The organism is Streptomyces sp. NPDC035033, from assembly GCF_040636735.1.
Classification (GTDB): Bacteria; Actinomycetota; Actinomycetes; order Streptomycetales; family Streptomycetaceae; genus Streptomyces.
Genome location: NZ_JBEZUZ010000019.1, coordinates 1 through 16,364, shown reverse-complemented (window position 1 = coordinate 16,364; position 16,364 = coordinate 1). Strand labels below are relative to the sequence as shown.

The window sequence follows — 16,364 nt, the reverse complement described above, 5'->3', positions numbered from 1 at the left end:
TCAAGGCCCCGGCCGCCCCGGGACGCGAGCGGCCCGGCCCCAGCGGCCGCCCCGCCGGCCACGGCAGGTCTTACGATCAGCCCATGATCGATACTCCGGAACACTGGACCGTGCGCCACTTCTCGCAGGCCAACCCCGCCGGCCCGGGCTGCGACAGCGTTCCGGCCCTCTTGCGCCGCCTGGCCGACACCATCGACGAGCTGGGCCCCGCCGAGATCCAGGACGTGGTGATCTCGTCGGAGATGACCGAACACGGCCCTTGGCGAGCGGGAACCGTCTACTACTACCTGCCGGAAGACGAATAAAAACTGGAGCACGACGGCTGAGCCCTGAAGACTGAGCCCTGAGCCCTGAGCCCTGAGGGCTGAGGAGACCGGCCTCGACGCTCCTCACGAGCGGAGCCAGGATCACCGGGGCCGCGGCAGCCACGGCGCCGAGGCGGACGCCCGGCCGGCCCACCGAAACGCGGGCGTTCCTCGCGGGAGGGCCGGGCAGGACCCGCGGTACGAGCCGGAGCGCAGATGATCGCCTCATGCTGCGAGGCTCCTTCGACGACGTCCCTCTGACCGCGCTCTTCCCCCTCCTGACGCCTGCGGATGTGGACGCCTTGCACCAGGCGGCCGACGCGGTCGACACGGCTCGTGCGGGCAGAGCCACAGCGCGGTGGGAGTGGGCCCCGGAACACGCCGTCCTCCCGGACGGGCGGCCGGGGACGCCGGTCGTCCTCGGACTGGACGTCGTCGAGCACGCCGGGGGAGGCGATCAGCTGGAGTTCCTGCTCCAGGTGGTGTGGACCGACCAGGGCCAGCTCGCGGTCGACGCGGCGGTGAACGTGGCCTGCTGGTGCGAGACCGATCATGTCACCCATGACGTGGACGCCCTCAGACTCGTGGTCGGCGAGGAGACCTCGCTGCCCGGCGCGTTCCGCATCGGCGCCGAACGCCTGACCGGATGGCTGGCCGATCCCCACGACGCCGACCACTGGCGCGCCGCAGCGGGACTGCCGCCCCGGCGAACCGCCTGAGGGTGAGCCGCTGATGCGCGGCACCCCACCCTCGGACGAGCATCGGCTTGCCGTCCTCGATGCGGGCAGGAGCCGTTCCGCGGTTCGACAAGCTGCTCGGCCGTCCTTCGTACCGTCCAGGAGCACGTCACGAAGGCACGGCAGGTGCTCCCCACGGCGCACCGCTCCCATCCCGTGGGACACGGGGCGGGAAGATCTCTCGGAAGAGGGATCCGTGGGCCCGGCGGACCGGTGGGCGACCACGCACCCGGCCCGACCACGTCGGGCACGTCGAGGAAGACAGGGCGTCCTCGTCGCGCCGCGACCGGCGTCGCCCGCACAGGTGTCAGATCACGCACACGAGCCCCGCGCCGAGGGACCAGCGAACCGATCGCCGGCGCCGCGGCGGCCGGGGCGGTCGACCCGTCAAAGGTCCGTCGCACCCGGGTAGTGGCGGCGGAGGTCGTTGAGTACGCGCTCGTCGACAGCCCTGACGTCCCACCACGAGCTGTCCGCCTCGGTCAGGACGACCACCACCCTGTCCTCGGCGAACCCACGTGCTTCGGCGTCGATCAACTGGAGGAAGGGAGTCGTCAGCGACAACAACGTCAGCGTGTCCATACCGCCGTCGGCAGACCGTTTCTCCAGCTCGGTACAGCGAGGATCGACGAACTCGTCGCATTCGACACGCCACTTCAGGTCCAGGCCGAAGCTGCCGAGGCGAACCAGTAGCTCAGCCAGAGTCACGTAGTGCTTTCCGTGCCAGGCAGGGAAAGTGATCCCCTTCATCCCCGCCTCCGCTTCGGCCGTATCAGGTGACAAGCGTTTCCTCCGCTCAGCGGCAAACCCTCCTTGCCATTTCATCAGGTCACCGTCCGAACGTGCCGTACGGCCGCCTCCTCGAACATCCGAAGCCCACGCGGCACCGGCGATCTCGACCGGTCCGCAGGCGCGGCCACACCCTCCGGGGCTCAGCCCCGGGTCACAGGCGGGGGAAGCGGGCGCGTACGGCGTCGATGCAAGTGTCCCGGGAGGTGGGGCCGCCGAACCGGAGGCGATCGTAGGCGGTGAACGCCGGTTCCAGAGCGTCGAGTTCATCGACCAGAGCGTGCAGCCTCGCAGACCACTGCACCGAACCGGCATCCGGCTCGCTCGCCGAGGCGCTTATCGCGGTCGTCAGGTGTTCCTTGCGCTGAATGGTGGCCGGGGTCACCGAGTGCAGACACACGTACTGCCCGCTGAGATAGGCGTTCCACTCCGCCTTCCCGGCGATCGGATCGGCCCAGTGCGCGGTGAACCACGCTTCGAGCCGGTCCACGCCGCCGGCCTCGTCGGCGAGAGCGAACAGGTCGGCCGGCACCATCTCGGCACCGTCGGAGCGCAGATACCCCGGAAGCGGCAGCCGCCGCCCCAGCATCAGCCGGCGGACCGCATCGGCATCGCGGCCGTGGAGTGCGCACAGTTCCTCCAGGGCGACGAACTGCACGCTGACGTACGCGTCGTCGGCACCGGTCATCGGATGGTCGCCGTTGACCTCCCGGAACCGCTCGGCGAGTCGCTGCTTCAGGTCCGTCTCCGGCACGGGGAACCTCCGGCGTCATCAGCGCGGGCCTCTCCCGCGCGGGCTCCGCACGCTACAAGCCGTACGATTCGGCACTCACCGAACCATGAATGGCCTCACGGAAATCCGCTGTTCGGCACATGTGAACCCGGTCGTGGCGCCGCCGACCGCCGGAAGCGGAAGCACGGGGCAGCCGACCCCGGCCATGGGCGCACTCCGGTGCTCGCCACGCGGCCTTGCCAGGCGTGCCGAACCGAAAGATCCGCCGGGCAGACCCTAAACGCCGGGCCCGTTCCGCTCCGCGAGGGCGGCGATGGTTTCCGGGCCGACGCGGCAGCAGCCGCCGATCAGCCGGGCACCGGCCCTGGCCCAAGCGGCTGCGAGGGCCGGGGCGGCGGCCGGGCCGTAGGCGGACGTTCCGCGCCAGTCCCGGGCGCCGGCGTCCCAGTGCTCGCCGCTGTTCGGGTAGACGACCGCCGGCAGGCCGGTGGCGGCCACGGCCGCCGCGACGGCGTCGCCCGCCTCGGCGGGCTCGCAGCAGTTCACGCCGACGGCCACGACCTGCCCGTTCCCCGCCGCGACCGCGAACGCCTCCGTCAAGTCCTGCCCGGCCCGGGTGCGCCCGCCGGCCACCGTGTACGACAGCCAGACCGGCACCCCGCACCCCTCGACCGCCCGCAGCAGCGCCTCCGCCTCCACCGCGTCCGGCACCGTCTCAAGGGCCAGCACGTCCGGCCCCGCCGCCGCGAGCACCTCCACCCGCGGCCGATGGAAGGCCACCAGCTCCCGCACCGAGAGCCCGTACCGGCCCCGGTACTCGCCCCCGCCGGGCAGCGTCGCGCCGTAGGGGCCGACGGAGGCGGCCACCCACACCTTCCCCCGCCCCGCGTCTTCCAGGGACGGGGGTGGGGCCCCCTCCCCCTCCCCCTCCCCCTCCCCCACCCCTCCCACCCTCTCCCCGCCCCCGTGCCCGCCCCTTTCGCCTTCGTCCTCCCCCTTCTCCCCCTTCTCCCGCTCGTCGCCCGCCGCCGCGCGCGCCAGGGCGATGCTGCGGGTCAGCAGCTCGGCGGCCTCGGTGTGGCTGAGGCCCCGGCGGGCGAAGCCCTCGAAGGTGGCCTGGTAGCTGCCGGTGATCAGGACTCGGGCGCCGGCCCGGACGTAGGCGGTGTGGGCCGCCGTGATCTGCTCGGGCGCGTCGGCGAGCAGCCGCGCCGACCAGAGCGCGTCGGACAGGTCACAGCCCTGGGCCTCCAGCTGGTTGGAGAGGCCGCCGTCGAGGACGAGCACTTCGTCGGCGAGCGCCTGGGCGAACGTCCGGGCCGGTGTCATCGGTTCACCCCAGCTGCGGTGCGACCTGGGCGGAGATCAGCTCCAGATGGTCCAGGTCGTCCAGGTCGAGGACCTGGAGGTAGACCCGGGAGGAGCCGACCGCCGCGTAGCGGCCGAGCTTGTCGGCGACCTCGGCGGGCGAGCCCGCGAGGCCGTTGGCCTTCAGTTCCTCCACGTCCCGGCCGATGGCGGCGGCGCGGCGGGCCACCTCGGCGTCGTCCTTGCCGACGCAGACGACCAGCGCGTTGGAGTACACGAGGTCGTCGGCGCGCCGGCCGGCTTCCTCGGCGGCCGCGCGGACGCGTCCGAACTGCCGCTCGGTGTCCTCCAGGGACGCGAACGGGATGTTGAACTCGTCCGCGTACCGCGCGGCCAGCCGGGGCGTGCGGGTGGCTCCGTGGCCGCCGATCAGGACCGGGACCTTCTTCTGGGCGGGCTTGGGCAGTGCGGGCGAGTCGGCGAGACGGTAGTGCTTCCCTTCGTACGAGAACGTCTTGCCGGTCTCGGTCTCCCACAGGCCCGTGACGATCGCCAGCTGCTCCTCCAGCCGGCCGAACTTCTCCTTCGGGAACGGGATGCCGTACGCGGTGTGCTCCTCCTCGAACCAGCCCGCGCCGAGGCCGAGTTCGACGCGTCCGCCGGACATCTGGTCGACCTGGGCGACCTGGATGGCGAGGACGCCCGGCAGCCGGAAGGTCGCGGCGGTCATCAGGGTGCCGAGTCGGATCCGCCGGGTCTCGCGGGCGAGGCCCGCGAGGGTGATCCAGGCGTCGGTCGGACCGGGCAGCCCGTCGGACGCGCCCATGCGCAGGTAGTGGTCCGAGCGGAAGAAGGCGTCGAAGCCGAGGTCCTCGGTGGCGCGGGCCACCCGGAGGAGGGTGTCGTAGTCGGCGCCCTGCTGGGGTTCGGTGAAGATGCGGAGATCCATACCTCCATCCTGCACCGTCGGGTGCGTGTCAAGCCGTGCGTCAGCGTGCGGGGCCTTCCGGCCCGGTCGGGTGAATATCCGTCCCCCTGGCGGGACGCGTCACCGCTGGCCAGTGACCGTGACCGGGCCCCGTCGTTGGCTCGGGCGGAGCCGGACCGCCCGGCCCGCGTGCCGGCGGCCGTAGCCGGTGCGTCGTTCTTCTCCCGTGATTCCGTCCGCACCGGCCGGGGTCCGGGTCGAGGAGGCCGCGATGTCCCAGGAAGCCGCGCCGGAGCAGGCGCTGCCCGAGCAGCAGGTGCCGCAGTCCGTGCCCGGGCAGCAGGCCCCCGGAGCCCCGAAGGGGCTGCTCCAGCAGATGGAGGAGCTGATGGCGGCGCTCTCCGCCGACCTCTCCCAGCTGGACGCCGACCTCCAGTCCTCGGCGGACCGCCACGAGCCGGGAACGGCCGGCGGGTACGGGGATGGGGACAGGGGCAGGGACAGGGACAGGGACTCCGACCGTCCCGGCGAGCGCCGTGACGGCGGTTCCGGGCCGCACTGACCGAGCCGCGCTGACCCGATCTTGCTGACCAGCCGCACCGTCCCGGTCTCACTGATCGACCACGCTGCCCGGTCTCGCTGACCGAGTCCCGCCGGCCTGGCCACGTCGGCCGGGTCGTGTCGACCGCCGCTCCTCCTCCTTCCCCTTCTCCTTCGCTCACTTCCCCGCCGCCCGGGCCCGGGGCCGTCACCGGTCCCGGGCCCGGCCGCGTTCCCGCTCCTGTTCCCCTTCCCGGGCGGGGCCGGACTCCCGGGCAGGGTCACACTCCCGGGCGGGACCGGACTCTTGGACGGGGTCAGGGTCCCGGACGGGGTCGGGCACCCGGACGGGCCCCTGTTCCCAAGCCGAATCGGAAGCGGGCCGGGGGGCGGGGGTCCTGTGGTGCGGGGTGGGCGGCGGAGGGTCCGCCCGGTCCCCGGGCTGGTCGGGAGGGCGGGCCCGGCCCTGCTCGCGCACGTCGAGGCGGCGGAGCATGCCGCGGACGCGGTCGCCCGCCTCGTCGGCGGCGTCGATGGCCTCCATGCACTGCCAGTACAGGCCCTCATCGTCGGTGACCGAGGCCACGCCGACGAGGGCGATGCCGACCTCGCCGAGGAGCTCTCCGAGGGCGGTCAGCGCCGAGCGCGGGTCGCCGACCTCGGTGAGCCGGGCGGCGCGCGGGCCCGCCGCTCCCCACGCCGGGTACTCCCCGGCCTCGCTGAGTCCCCGCGCCTCGCCGCGCAGCTCCAGCGGCCCGCAGAGCGCGAGGTGACTTCCTATGGCCTGGGCGAGGGCCCGGGCCTGCCAGGCTTCCGCCACGATGTCGTGTGCCGTCCCGCTCCGTGCCAGTGCGCGCAGGCCGGCTTGGACGAGCCGCTCCGCTTCCATCAACTACGCCCCCGTTCGTGCGACTTGCCGTTCTCTCTGTCCACTACCCAGAGTGAGGCTGCCCGAGCCCCGACACCAGAGGAAAGCGGAAATCTGTGGACAGGCATCTCGACGGAGATGAGTCGATCACTCCGAAGAGTGACGAACACCGCCATCTGTGCCCGATTCGTCCGTTCCGCCCCTCCTGCGGGGTGGAAAGCGGAGCTCGTTCCGGTCGATCTTGGCGTCGAGCGCGGCCAGGGGGTCGATCCCGAGGACCGTGCAGAACTGGAGGAGGTAGGCGAGGACGTCGGCCACCTCGTCGGTGACGCGGTGGGCCGCCTCCGGGTCCTTCATCACCTCCTCCGCCTGCTCGGGCGTCAACCACTGGAAGATCTCCAGGAGTTCGGCGGCCTCGACGCTGAGCGCCGCCGCCAGGTTCTTGGGGGTGTGGTAGGGCTGCCAGTCGCGCGCCGCCGCGAAGTCGGCCAGGCGGCGCTGGAGCCCTGCCACATCATGTCCGTGGTCCGTCACGGGGTCAGGTCTACCACTCTCACCCCGGGGGTCCGCCGGGCCTCCTCCGCGGTGCCCGCGCCGACCGCGCCGACGAGCCGCATGTGGCCGCCGGCGGCGACGGTGGCGGTGAGGCCGAGGAGCGCGGCGGCCTGGCGGGGGTCGAGTCCCCGGTCGAGGTCGTCGGTGAGGACGGTGAGGCACTGCATGGCGTCCGGCACCTCGGCGATCCGGTCCATGGCGAGGACGCCGGGGCCGGTGAGGAGGGTCAGGGCGAGGGCGAGGTAACGGAGTTCGCCGTCGCCGAGGCGGCCGAGCGGAGTGGCGGGGCGGGCACCCCGGGCGAGGAGGGCGCGGACGGTGCCGTCGGGAAGCTGCTGCGTCCCGACGCCGGTGACGGGGCCCGCGCAGCCCGCGGCGGCGACGGCGGCGAGGCGCTGGTGGCGGCGGGGGCACGCGGTGTGGGTGCGGTGCAGGACCTCGGCGAGGTTGGCGCAGTCGCGCAGGAGCCGGCCCTCGCCGGGGAGGACGGGGGCGCGCATCCTCTCCGGCGCGGGGACGCAGGAGAAGAGGGAGCGGAGGCCGACCACGGCCTGTTCGGCGGCGGCGAGCACTTCGCGCTGCCCCTCGGTGGCGCCGGCGACGCGCAGCGGGAGGAGGGCGGTGCCGAGGAGGTCGTCGGGGAGCGGGGCGCGGGTGACGGGGGTGGCGCCGGCGGTGAGCCAGGCGGCCTGGACGGTGGCGCGGCCGGGGTCCCTGAGGGCGGTGGTGAGAAGGGTACGGCCGTGGCGGGTGAGGCGCTCGCCGACGATGCGGAGGTCGGGTTCGGCCTGGACCGCGAGGTCGAGGCGGACGGGGCCGACGGGGCCGTCGACGGTGCAGCCGATGCGGAAGCCGCGGCGGCCCTCGCCGTCGGGCCGGGCGCTCTCGGGGACGAGAGCGGCGGGATCGGGGAAGACCTCGGTGAGCGGATCGCCCGCGCCGAGCCGGGCGAGCGCCTCGTACGCGCCGAGGACGGTGGACTTGCCGCTGCCGCTGGGGCCGGCGAAGAGGGTGACGGGGCCGATGGGGTACGCGGCGTTCCGGCGCCCGGCGTAGGCGGAGAGCCGCAGTTCGGTGACGACCGGCCTCGGCACGACCCGAGGCTCACCCCCGGCCCCGGCCCCGGCCCTGTCCCTCTCCTTGCCCCTGTCCGTGTTCTTGGCCTCGTCCCTTGCCCCGTCCCTCGCCCTCTCCCCGACCGCCGGGACGCCTCCCGCCCCGCTCCTGCCTCCGCCTCCGCTCCGGCCCCCGCCCCGGCTCTCACCGCCGAAGGACGTACCGGTACGGGATCCGGTAGCGGTTCCACCGCCGGCGCTGTTCCCCGTACCCGTACCCGCACCGGTACCGGTGTGCGGGCGGGCTCCCGCACCCGAGGGCGAGGGGGTGGACCGGGGACCGGGAACGGTGTCCGGACGAGGGCCACGAGGACCGGAGGTCCGGAACTCGGAGACGCGGGAGTCGGAGCTACGAGGATCGGAGGTGCGGAGATCGGAGGTGCGGAGATCGAGGGTGCGGGGATCGGGAGTACGGGGATCGGAGGTACGGGGATCGGGAGTACAGGACTCGGAGGAGCGAGGATCGGGCGTGCGGGAATCGGGCGTGCGGGCGAGGGCGGGGCCGCCGGTGTGGTCCATGAGCGGACCGTACGCAGACGCGGTGCTGACGAACCGTTACGGCGAGATGACCTTCCTACGATCGGGGGACGCTCGCGCGCGGGGCGCCGACGGGCTCGTCGTCCTCGTCGCCGGCCGGGGCGTCGCCGGTGGACTCGACCTCGGTCCCGGGCGGGGCGAGCAGGAAGACGTTGCGGTCGACGCGGTGCATGCCGCTGCCGAGGCCGAAGACGACGCCGCTGCTGAAGTCGAGGACGCGCTTGGCGACTTCGGGGTCGGCGCTGGTGAGGTCGAGCAGGACCGGGATCTGGGCGATGAGGTACTCGGCGACCTCGCGGGCGTCGGCGAAGACCTGGACCCGCAGCACGACCATGCGGTGCCGTTCGGCGGATTCGTACGGGTCGGGGATCGTGCGGTGGTCGACTCTGGACGGCCATTCGTCACGGCCGCGCAGTGGGAGGACCTGGGCCAGGCCCTCCCACTGCTCGTCGGTGACGTCGTACCTCTCGTACCTACTCATGGTCCCATCCTCCCGCTCCTCACCCGTTCGGCCCAACAACGACACGGGCGAACGGGTGACGGCAGGGCCACGGAGGGGTCACGGAGGTCACGGACGCACCCGGCATCACCGGTATCACCGGCGTCCCGCGCGTCACGGGCGGTACGGGCGCCGTCGTCACGGGGGTCCTGCGCGTCACCGTCGTCACGGGCGGTGCGGGTGCCGTCGTCACGGGCGTCACGCGAAGGTCTTGGCCAGGCGGCGCAGGCCTTCGGCGATCTCGTCGGGCGCGTGGGCGGTGAAGGAGAGGCGCAGGGTCGCCGGGTCGGGGGTGCCGGAGAAGAAGGGGGCGCCGGGGACGTAGGCGACGTTGTGGCCGACGGCGGTGGTGAGGAGGGCGGTGGCGTCGTGGCCGGCGGGGAGGGCGGCCCAGACGAACATGCCGCCTTCGGGCCGGTTCCAGCGGCTGCCCTCGGGGAGGGCGGCGGGCAGGCCGTCGAGCAGGGCGTCGCGGCGGTCGCGGTAGGCGGCGCGCATGCCGGCGACGTGGGCGTCGAGGTCGCTGTCGCGGAGGTAGCGGGCGGCGGCGGCCTGGTCGACGGTGGAGGTGTGGAGGTCGGCGGCCTGCTTGGCGATGACGCAGGCGTGGCGGAGGGCGGCGGGGGCCCGGAGGTGGCCGAGGCGCAGGCCGGGCGCCATGACCTTGGAGAAGGAGCCGAGGAGCGCCGTGCGGTCGGCGGCGGCGGGGTGGGCGGCGATGGGGAGGACGGGCTCGCCGTCGAAGCGGAGTTCGCCGTACGGGTCGTCCTCGACGATCCAGAAGCCGTGGCGGGCGGCGGCCTCGGCGACGGCGGCGCGGCGCGCGGCGGGCAGGGTGCGGCCGGTGGGGTTCTGGAAGGTGGGGACGACGTAGAGGAGGGTGGGCTTCTCGCGGGCGGCGATCTCGTCGAGGGCCTCGGGGAGGAGGCCGTCCTCGTCGGTGGGGACGGGGACGACGCGGGCGCCGGCGAAGCCGAAGCTCTGGAGGGCGGCGAGGTAGCAGGGGTCCTCGACGAGGACGACGCCGCCGGGTTCGAGGAGCGCGGTGGTGAGGAGGGCGAGGGCCTGCTGGGAGCCGGTGGTGACGAGCAGGTCGTCGGCGCCGGTGGCCAGGCCGCGGGCGGTCAGCCGGGCGGCGACGGCCTCGCGGAGGGCGGGGTCGCCCTCGGTGGTGGAGTACTGGAGGGCGGTTCGCGGGCTGTCCGTGAGGACGGCCCGGTAGGCGGCGCGGATGCCTTCGGTGTCGAAGAGTTCGGGGGCGGGCAGTCCGCCGGCGAACGAGATGACCTCGGGCCGTGCCGTGAGCGCCAGGATCTCCCGTACGGGCGACGAGGCCACGTTCCCCAGCCGGGAGGCGAGGGGCGGTACGGGGGCGACGGCGGTCCGGGACGTCGGGGACGAGGGCGCGGACGGCGGGGTGGCAGCAGGCATGCGCCTCAGCATAGGGAGGGGGCGCTCGGTGTCCAGGAGTCGTCCACGTCCCGAGAGGGCGGCTGGCAGCGGGAGTTGGGGCCGTCGGCGGTGAACGTGCGGGTGTACGGGACGCGGTGGGCGTCCAGGGCGCGGCGGCAGGCGTCGGCGCGGGCCCCGGCGTCGGGGGCGGTGGGGTCGTAGAGGACGCCGGCGACGGATCCGCTGTGGGAGATCTGGACGCCGACGGCGCCGGTGCGCCGGGCGAGCGCCTCCAGGGTCGCGAACTCCGGGTGTTCCAGGACGCGTTGGGCGCGGCGGGCGCTGGCGGTGGCGACCCGGCCGAGGAGCGCGGTGTCGCCGTCGGCGACGGCGCGGCGGAGCAGGTCGCGGAGCCGGGCGTAGGCGCGGAGGTCGGCGGCGTCGGCGTCGGGGGCGGGGAGGGCGAGGGTGTCGACGGGGGCGCCGCCGGCGAGGAGGCAGCCGACGACGAGGAGCGGCGGCAGCGCGCGGCCGAGGACTTCGAGGACGCGGCCCTCGCGCTGGGCGAAGAGGACGGGCCGGTCGTCGAGCATCAGGGGGTCGCTGGCGCCTTCGGCGCGGACGGCGAGGCGGGCGGTGGTACCGGGGTCGAGGCGGAGCCCGTACGCGTCGGCGACGGCCCGCACGGTCGCGAGGACGTCGCTGGTGGAGCTGCCCATGCCGAGGCCGAGCGGCACGGCGCCGGTGAGGCGCAGGGTGCCGCCGTACGCGGGGCGCCCGGTGCGGGCCGCGCAGGCGGCGATGGCGAGCCGGGCGGCGCGGGCGGCCTTGGTACGGCCTCCGGGCGTGACGGCGACGGCGTCGGGCGGGGTCCCGGGCCGGGGCGTGAACACGGCCCGGGTGCCGGGCGCGGCCATGGGCAGGGTGACGAGCCCGGCACACGGCCGCCCGTCACCGTCGAGGAAGACGCCCTGGAGGAGTTCGCCGTGGTGGGAGGGGGCGTGACCGGTACCGGCGGTGGGGGCGGAGGTCTCGACGCGGGCCGGGACGGGAACACCGGGGTGGGCGGGGGCGGAGGTGCTGGCGGTCACCCGGAGAGTGTGACCCGCGGGTCCGAGCGCCATGGCGGGGGGGTGCGCGGGCCTCATGCGGCACCCCGCCCCGCGTTCTCGCCCGGATACGGCCACCCGAACCCGTCCACCCGGATCCGGCCGCCCGGATCCGGCCAGGCCGCCCGGATCCGGCCTGTCAGCGGCCCACCGACCCGTCCAGTTGTTCGCGGATGATGTCGGCGTGGCCGGCGTGGCGGGCGGTTTCCTCGATCATGTGGACGAGTACCCAGCGCAGGGACCGTGTGGCCGACGCTTTGCCGGCGGGGCGGGCGCAGGGAGTGTCGAGGTCGGGGCAGCGGCGGGCGATGGCGTCGGAGTGGGCGACGGCCTCGCGGTAGGCGGCGAGGAGGCGTTCGCCGTCGTCGTCGGGGCCGAGTTCCATGCCGAGGTCGGGCTGGGGGACGTCGGCGCCCTCGAACGCCCAGACGAACCAGTAGTGCTCCGCCGCTGTCAGGTGTTTGACGAGTCCGAGCAGGCTGGTTCCGGAGGGCACCGCCGCGGCGCGACCCCGCGCGTCGTCGATTCCCCGGGCCTTCGCGGCCACCGCTTCCCTGAGGTAGTCCAGGAAGGCGAGGAGCGTCGCCTTCTCTTCCGAGTCCTCGCCGGGGGGACTCGTGTCGCGGCGCGCGAGGATGTCCGTCACGCGGACACTCTAACCGCTGGGTTTCGCGGGCCGTTCAGCCGAGGAAATCGAGAACCAGTTCACCGGCGGCGGTGGCGCATTCCTCGAAATAGGCGTGTCGCGCGCCCTCGAAGAGGTGGAGCCGGGCGCCGGGAACGCGGTCCGCGAGCAGGGGGGCGTTGGCGGTCGGGTTGAGTGCGTCGTCCGTGCCGTGGAGGACGAGGGTGGGTGCCGTGATGCCGGGCAGCGCGTCCCACGCGTCGTGGCCGTCGCTCGCGGCGAGGTGCCGGCGGCGGGCCCGCGGCGTCATGGTGGGGTCGCCCAACGTGTGGTACGGGCCGGGGTGTTCCGCCAGCCAGGCGGGGGTGTACATGAGGGAGAGCAGCGCCCGCCGGGAGGCGGCGGGCGTCGGCGCGGCCAGCGACCGGCGGACGGCGTCGGACCGCTCGACGGCGTGCGGGCCGCCCGGGGAGGTGCAGCCGAGCACCAGGGACCGCACCCGTGCGGGGTGGCGGGCGGCGCACCACTGGGCGACCCGGCCGCCCATGGAGGTGCCGTACACGTCGGCCCGTGCGATGCCGAGGTCGTCGAGGACGGCGATGACGTCGTCCGCGAGGTCCCGGGTGCCGTAGGGGCGGTCGGGGCTGTCGCTGTCGCCGGTGCCCCGGTAGTCGAGGGTGACGGTGCGGCGGGCGGCGTCGAAGCCGCCGCGGACGCCGTCCCACCAGTGGTGGCTGTTGGCCTGGCCGGAGAGCAGTACGAGCGGGTCACCGCCGCCGCTGACCTGGTAGGCGAGGCGGACACCGTCGGCGGTGACGACGTACGGCACGGGGCTGCTCCTTCGGGGGCGGTCAGGGGCGGGCGTCGGCCATCATGCCGCAACCGCGCCGGATCGGGTCGCGGCCCCGTGACGGGTCGGGTCGTGGACCCCGCCCCGGGTCGGGGCACTGTCCCCGCGCCGGGTCAGGTCGCGGCCCCCGTACCGGTCTCGTGCGCGAAGTAGCCGCTCGACGTCTTGCCGCCGGCCTTGAGGTGGGCGCCGTCCTGGATCTCGAAGAGGGAGTTGAACTCGGCTGCGGCGAGCGGCAGTCGCCACTCCCCGGCCTCGGCGCGGGCCGTCTTCGACGGCTTGCCGCGCAGCAGCCGGGCGGTGGGCTCGTTGTGCGCGGCGTGCGGCCCGTAGTAGACGGGGAAGGCGTCGGCGGCGCGGTAGGCGGGGATGAAGGCGCGCCGGTACTTGTCGGAGGTGTTGCGTTCGGAGGCGTGCACCACGAGCGGGTGGAGGAAGACGACGGAGCCGGCCGGGCCCTCGCAGTCGACGACGGTGGAGGCGTCGACGCCGACGCCGGCCAGGGAGGTGATCTTGCCGCCGAAGTAGCCGTCCACCTCGTGGTCGAGGACGCCGGCGCGGTGCGAGCCGGCGGCGACCTTCAGGCAGGCGTTCTCCCGGGTCGCGTCGTCCAGGTAGATGAGGGCGGCCACCAGGTCGGTGTTGGTGTGCGGGTAGTAGGCGAAGTCCTGGTGCCAGGCGACGACGCTGCCGACGTGCGGCGCCTTCACGTTGAGCTTGGAGTACTGGAGCACGATGTCGTCGCCGATGAGCTGGCCGACGGCGTCGAGGAGCCGGTCGTCCTCGGCGATGCCGGCGAAGATCTCGTAGCGGGAGGTCGGGGACCAGATGCGGCGCGCCTTGGTGGTGTCGCCCGGCTCGACCTCGGCCACCTCGCCGAGTTCGGCGGAGGCGAGCAGGTCGTCCACGAGCCGCCGCGCCTTGTCGATCACCCCGGTGTCCAGGATTCCATCGACCACGCAGAATCCGTTTTCCCGGTACGACTCGACCTGCGTTTCTGTCAGGACCTTGCCCATCGGTTCGACTCCCCTCGGCAATTCCGCGGCGACGGCCTGGTGATCGCGTGCCGCCGTCTCGTTGTGGAGATTCGCACGGGCGCCGGGGGGCGGCAAGGGAAACCGGGAGGCAGTTGCGGAATCTTCGGCCGTCGTTCCTTCCTCTCTTTCTGCCGGTCCTACTGCCACCCATCGGCGAGGGGCCGGGGCTAGGCTCCCTCCACCGCATTGGGCCGCATTTCTGATCACTGGAGTCTTCCATGAAGAACGTGCCGCACAATTCCGTATCCGCCGGCGTGAAACCGGCAGAGGTCGAAATCCTCGACTGCACGCTCCGGGACGGCAGTTATTCCGTCGGATTCCAGTTCGCCGAGGAGACCATCACGCGGGTGCTGGCCGGTCTGGAGGCGGCGGGAATCCGGCTCGTGGAACTCGGCCACGGTCTCGGGCTCAACGCGGGCGAGGCCCTGGGCAAGCCGTCCCTGGTGCCGGACGAGCGGTGCTTCGAACTCGCGGAGGAGACGCTGAGCGAGGCGGCCTGGGGGATGTTCTGCATCCCGGGCGTCGCGGAGCTGCACCATCTGAAGGCCGCGGCGGAGAGCGGCATGCGGTTCGTGCGGATCGGGCTTGACGTGACCGCCGTCGAGCCGGGCGAGGAGTTCCTGGCGTACGCCCGGGAGCTCGGCCTGACGACCTTCGCGAACCTGATGAAGACCAACGCCCTCGGTCTCGACGGCGTCGTGGACGCGGCCCGGCGGTGCGCGGCGTACGGCGCGGAGGCCGTCTATCTGGTGGACTCGGCGGGCGGCTGCCTCCCCGGCAGGATCACGGAGCTGTTCGGCGCGGTCGGCGCCGCCGTGGACGTGCCCCTGGGTTTCCACGGGCACGACAACCTGGGGCTCGCGAACGCCAACGCCCTCACCGCGGCGGACGCCGGGGCGCGGTACGTCGACGCGACGCTCGACGGGATCGGGCGGGGCGCCGGGAACACCGTGACCGAGTCGTTCGCGGCGATCCTCCGCAGCCGGGGCGCCGGCGCGGCGTACGACTACCGGGCCCTGGCCACCCTCAGCGAGACGGCCGTGCGCCCGCTGCCCCGGCTGCACGACGACCGCACGTACCAGGTCGTCGGAGGGCTGACCGAGACGCACTCCAGCTTCTTCCCTCTGATCGCCCGGTGCGCGGAGCGGCAGGGCGTCGACCTGTTCGACCTGATGACGGAGGTCGCCGGGGTCGAGCGGGTCAACCCGACGGAGGACCTGGTGATGGGCGTGGCGAGCGCGCTCAGCGCCCGGTACGCCGCGGCCTGACGGGCCCCGCGGCAGGCAGGTCCCCGGCAGGCCCCCCGGCACGTGCGTCCCGGCACGTACGTCCCGGTGGGCCCTCCGGTCCGTGTGTCCCGGCGGGCGGGCGCGTCGAGGCGCGTCCGCCCGCCGTCTTCATGAGCACGTCCCCTGAGCACGTCTTCTGAGCACGACTTCTGAGCACGTCCCCGACGAACCCTGGATTCGAGGTATCCCCATGCGTCTGTGCACTGTCCGGTACGAGGGCGGCGAGGACGTCGGCATCGCGGCCGGGGCCGGCGTCGTCCTGCTGGGCTCGCTGAACAAGGTGACCGGCGGCGACTTCGGCCCGACCCTCCTCGACGTCATCGTGGACGGGCGGCTCGACGCGATCGCCGCCGCGCTGCGCGACCCGGCGGTGCTCGACACCGCGGTCGCGCCCGCGTCGGTGCCGTCCTTCGCCCCGATCTACCGCAACCCGCCCAAGCTCTGGGGCGTCGGCCTCAACTTCACCCGGCACGCCGACGACCTGGAGGTGCGCCAGCCGGCCGGCACCCCCGGCTCCTACCTCCGCCCGGCCAGCTGCGTCATCGGCGACGGCGACACGATCCTGCTGCCCCGGCAGTCGGACCGGGTCACCGCGGAGGCGGAGCTGGGCGTGGTGATCGGCCGGGACTGCAAGGACGTGTCGCCCGAGGACGCGCCCTCGGTGGTCTTCGGCTTCACGACGGTCCTCGACATGACGGCGGAGGACGCGATCCGCGTCAATCCGCGCTACATCCCGTGGGCCAAGGGCTTCGACACCTTCTGCAGCCTCGGGCCCTGGGTCGTCACCCCGGACGAGATCCCCGACCTGTCGGCCGTCCGCATCTCCACCGTCGTCGGCGGGCGCACGATCGCCTCCCACCAGGTCTCCGCGATGATGCGCGACCCGTACTGGCAGGTCGCCCACTTCTCCGGCGGGATGACGCTGGAGGCGGGCTCGGTCATCGCGACGGGCACCCCGGGTGCCGGGGTGATCCGGGACGGCGACGTGGTCGAGGCCGTGGTCGAGGGCGTCGGTCACCTGCGGAACACCGCCCGCGCCGTGTAGGGCCGCGGCGCCGGGAGAGGCCCCAGCTCCTGTTCGTCTCCGAGTGCGACCCCGCCTGCGGGCGGAGGCTCACCGCCGCGCTGTCCCGGCAACTGCCGCACCG

General features: G+C 73.9%; 17 protein-coding genes and 2 pseudogenes. 6 read left to right on the top strand and 13 right to left on the bottom strand.

The genetic code is table 11. From position 1 onward, the window contains the following. Nucleotides 1–83 precede the first annotated feature (83 nt). The 3 genes and pseudogenes from AB0E83_RS11060 to AB0E83_RS11050 form a co-directional block, all read left to right on the top strand. On the top strand, nt 84–305 hold the full coding sequence (locus AB0E83_RS11060) for a hypothetical protein (protein ID WP_362108915.1): 222 nt from the start codon (nt 84–86) through the stop codon (nt 303–305). 227 nt (nt 306–532) lie between these two features. Next, a complete protein-coding gene (locus AB0E83_RS11055; protein WP_362108913.1) occupies nt 533–1,024 on the top strand; it encodes a hypothetical protein in 492 nt (163 codons plus the stop codon). Nucleotides 1,025–1,254: 230 nt separating this feature from the next. Next, a pseudogene (locus AB0E83_RS11050) lies at nt 1,255–1,428 on the top strand (IS5/IS1182 family transposase); the annotation flags it as partial. 1 nt (nt 1,429) lies between these two features. Here AB0E83_RS11050 and AB0E83_RS11045 read toward each other — a convergent pair. The 4 genes from AB0E83_RS11045 to AB0E83_RS11030 all read right to left on the bottom strand — a co-directional run bounded on the left by AB0E83_RS11045 (nt 1,430) and on the right by AB0E83_RS11030 (nt 4,821). After that, the gene (locus AB0E83_RS11045; protein WP_362108911.1) at nt 1,430–1,792 is read right to left on the bottom strand and encodes a hypothetical protein; all 363 of its coding nucleotides are present in this window, start codon (nt 1,790–1,792) and stop codon (nt 1,430–1,432) included. A gap of 193 nt (nt 1,793–1,985) precedes the next feature. Then, nucleotides 1,986–2,585 carry a DUF6058 family natural product biosynthesis protein gene (locus tag AB0E83_RS11040; RefSeq protein ID WP_362108909.1) on the bottom strand — a complete coding sequence of 200 codons (600 nt, stop codon included), beginning with the start codon at nt 2,583–2,585 and terminating at the stop codon, nt 1,986–1,988. Between the two features lie 255 nt (nt 2,586–2,840). Further along, nucleotides 2,841–3,893 (bottom strand): homocysteine S-methyltransferase, encoded by a 1,053-nt coding sequence (gene mmuM, locus AB0E83_RS11035; protein WP_362108907.1) that lies wholly within the window; start codon nt 3,891–3,893, stop codon nt 2,841–2,843. A gap of 4 nt (nt 3,894–3,897) precedes the next feature. Continuing rightward, nucleotides 3,898–4,821: an LLM class F420-dependent oxidoreductase gene (locus tag AB0E83_RS11030; protein ID WP_362108905.1), complete on the bottom strand. Its 924-nt coding sequence runs from the start codon at nt 4,819–4,821 to the stop codon at nt 3,898–3,900. Nucleotides 4,822–5,071: 250 nt separating this feature from the next. Here AB0E83_RS11030 and AB0E83_RS11025 point away from each other — a divergent pair, with 250 nt between their 5' ends. Then, nucleotides 5,072–5,362, top strand: coding sequence for a hypothetical protein (locus AB0E83_RS11025; RefSeq protein ID WP_362108903.1), 291 nt, complete (start codon nt 5,072–5,074; stop codon nt 5,360–5,362). Between the two features lie 435 nt (nt 5,363–5,797). Here the strand turns inward: AB0E83_RS11025 and AB0E83_RS11020 are convergent. The 9 genes and pseudogenes from AB0E83_RS11020 to AB0E83_RS10980 all read right to left on the bottom strand — a co-directional run. Next, nucleotides 5,798–6,229 (bottom strand): annotated as a pseudogene (locus AB0E83_RS11020) (DUF6099 family protein); the annotation flags it as partial. A 126-nt stretch (nt 6,230–6,355) separates the two neighbouring features. Further along, nucleotides 6,356–6,742 carry a nucleotide pyrophosphohydrolase gene (locus AB0E83_RS11015; protein ID WP_362108901.1) on the bottom strand — a complete coding sequence of 129 codons (387 nt, stop codon included), beginning with the start codon at nt 6,740–6,742 and terminating at the stop codon, nt 6,356–6,358. Beyond that, a complete protein-coding gene (locus AB0E83_RS11010) occupies nt 6,739–7,857 on the bottom strand; it encodes an ATP-binding protein (RefSeq protein ID WP_362108899.1) in 1,119 nt (372 codons plus the stop codon). Before AB0E83_RS11010 ends, AB0E83_RS11015 begins: the two co-directional genes overlap by 4 nt. A gap of 595 nt (nt 7,858–8,452) precedes the next feature. Next, complete coding sequence (locus AB0E83_RS11005; protein WP_362108897.1) at nt 8,453–8,896, bottom strand: cell division protein SepF; 444 nt, start codon at nt 8,894–8,896, stop codon at nt 8,453–8,455. 216 nt (nt 8,897–9,112) lie between these two features. Further along, on the bottom strand, nt 9,113–10,345 hold the full coding sequence (locus AB0E83_RS11000; RefSeq protein ID WP_362108895.1) for a PLP-dependent aminotransferase family protein: 1,233 nt from the start codon (nt 10,343–10,345) through the stop codon (nt 9,113–9,115). A 5-nt stretch (nt 10,346–10,350) separates the two neighbouring features. Next, nucleotides 10,351–11,397, bottom strand: a complete 1,047-nt coding sequence (locus AB0E83_RS10995; RefSeq protein WP_362108893.1) for a GHMP kinase — start codon at nt 11,395–11,397, stop codon at nt 10,351–10,353. A gap of 157 nt (nt 11,398–11,554) precedes the next feature. Then, nucleotides 11,555–12,061, bottom strand: coding sequence for a DinB family protein (locus AB0E83_RS10990; protein ID WP_362108891.1), 507 nt, complete (start codon nt 12,059–12,061; stop codon nt 11,555–11,557). Between the two features lie 34 nt (nt 12,062–12,095). Beyond that, nucleotides 12,096–12,869, bottom strand: coding sequence for an alpha/beta fold hydrolase (locus AB0E83_RS10985; protein WP_362108889.1), 774 nt, complete (start codon nt 12,867–12,869; stop codon nt 12,096–12,098). Nucleotides 12,870–13,003: 134 nt separating this feature from the next. Beyond that, nucleotides 13,004–13,906 carry a phytanoyl-CoA dioxygenase family protein gene (locus AB0E83_RS10980; protein WP_362108887.1) on the bottom strand — a complete coding sequence of 301 codons (903 nt, stop codon included), beginning with the start codon at nt 13,904–13,906 and terminating at the stop codon, nt 13,004–13,006. Nucleotides 13,907–14,181: 275 nt separating this feature from the next. Here AB0E83_RS10980 and AB0E83_RS10975 point away from each other — a divergent pair, with 275 nt between their 5' ends. Together AB0E83_RS10975 and AB0E83_RS10970 are read left to right on the top strand one after the other, a co-directional pair. Further along, entirely contained in the window at nt 14,182–15,195 is a 1,014-nt protein-coding gene (locus AB0E83_RS10975) for a hypothetical protein (RefSeq protein ID WP_362108885.1), read from the top strand. A gap of 211 nt (nt 15,196–15,406) precedes the next feature. Further along, nucleotides 15,407–16,261, top strand: a complete 855-nt coding sequence (locus AB0E83_RS10970; protein ID WP_362108883.1) for a fumarylacetoacetate hydrolase family protein — start codon at nt 15,407–15,409, stop codon at nt 16,259–16,261. The last annotated feature ends 103 nt before the right edge of the window (nt 16,262–16,364 follow it).

Bases quoted from the DNA above. Each gene is read 5' to 3' on its own strand.
- AB0E83_RS11060 (WP_362108915.1), top strand. From the start codon at position 84: ATGATCGATACTCCGGAACACTGGACCGTGCGCCACTTCTCGCAGGCC.
- AB0E83_RS11055 (WP_362108913.1), top strand. From the start codon at position 533: ATGCTGCGAGGCTCCTTCGACGACGTCCCTCTGACCGCGCTCTTCCCC.
- AB0E83_RS11045 (WP_362108911.1), bottom strand. From the start codon at position 1,792: ATGAAGGGGATCACTTTCCCTGCCTGGCACGGAAAGCACTACGTGACT.
- mmuM (WP_362108907.1), bottom strand. From the start codon at position 3,893: ATGACACCGGCCCGGACGTTCGCCCAGGCGCTCGCCGACGAAGTGCTC.
- AB0E83_RS11030 (WP_362108905.1), bottom strand. From the start codon at position 4,821: ATGGATCTCCGCATCTTCACCGAACCCCAGCAGGGCGCCGACTACGAC.
- AB0E83_RS11025 (WP_362108903.1), top strand. From the start codon at position 5,072: ATGTCCCAGGAAGCCGCGCCGGAGCAGGCGCTGCCCGAGCAGCAGGTG.
- AB0E83_RS11005 (WP_362108897.1), bottom strand. From the start codon at position 8,896: ATGAGTAGGTACGAGAGGTACGACGTCACCGACGAGCAGTGGGAGGGC.
- AB0E83_RS11000 (WP_362108895.1), bottom strand. From the start codon at position 10,345: ATGCCTGCTGCCACCCCGCCGTCCGCGCCCTCGTCCCCGACGTCCCGG.
- AB0E83_RS10980 (WP_362108887.1), bottom strand. From the start codon at position 13,906: ATGGGCAAGGTCCTGACAGAAACGCAGGTCGAGTCGTACCGGGAAAAC.
- AB0E83_RS10970 (WP_362108883.1), top strand. From the start codon at position 15,407: ATGCGTCTGTGCACTGTCCGGTACGAGGGCGGCGAGGACGTCGGCATC.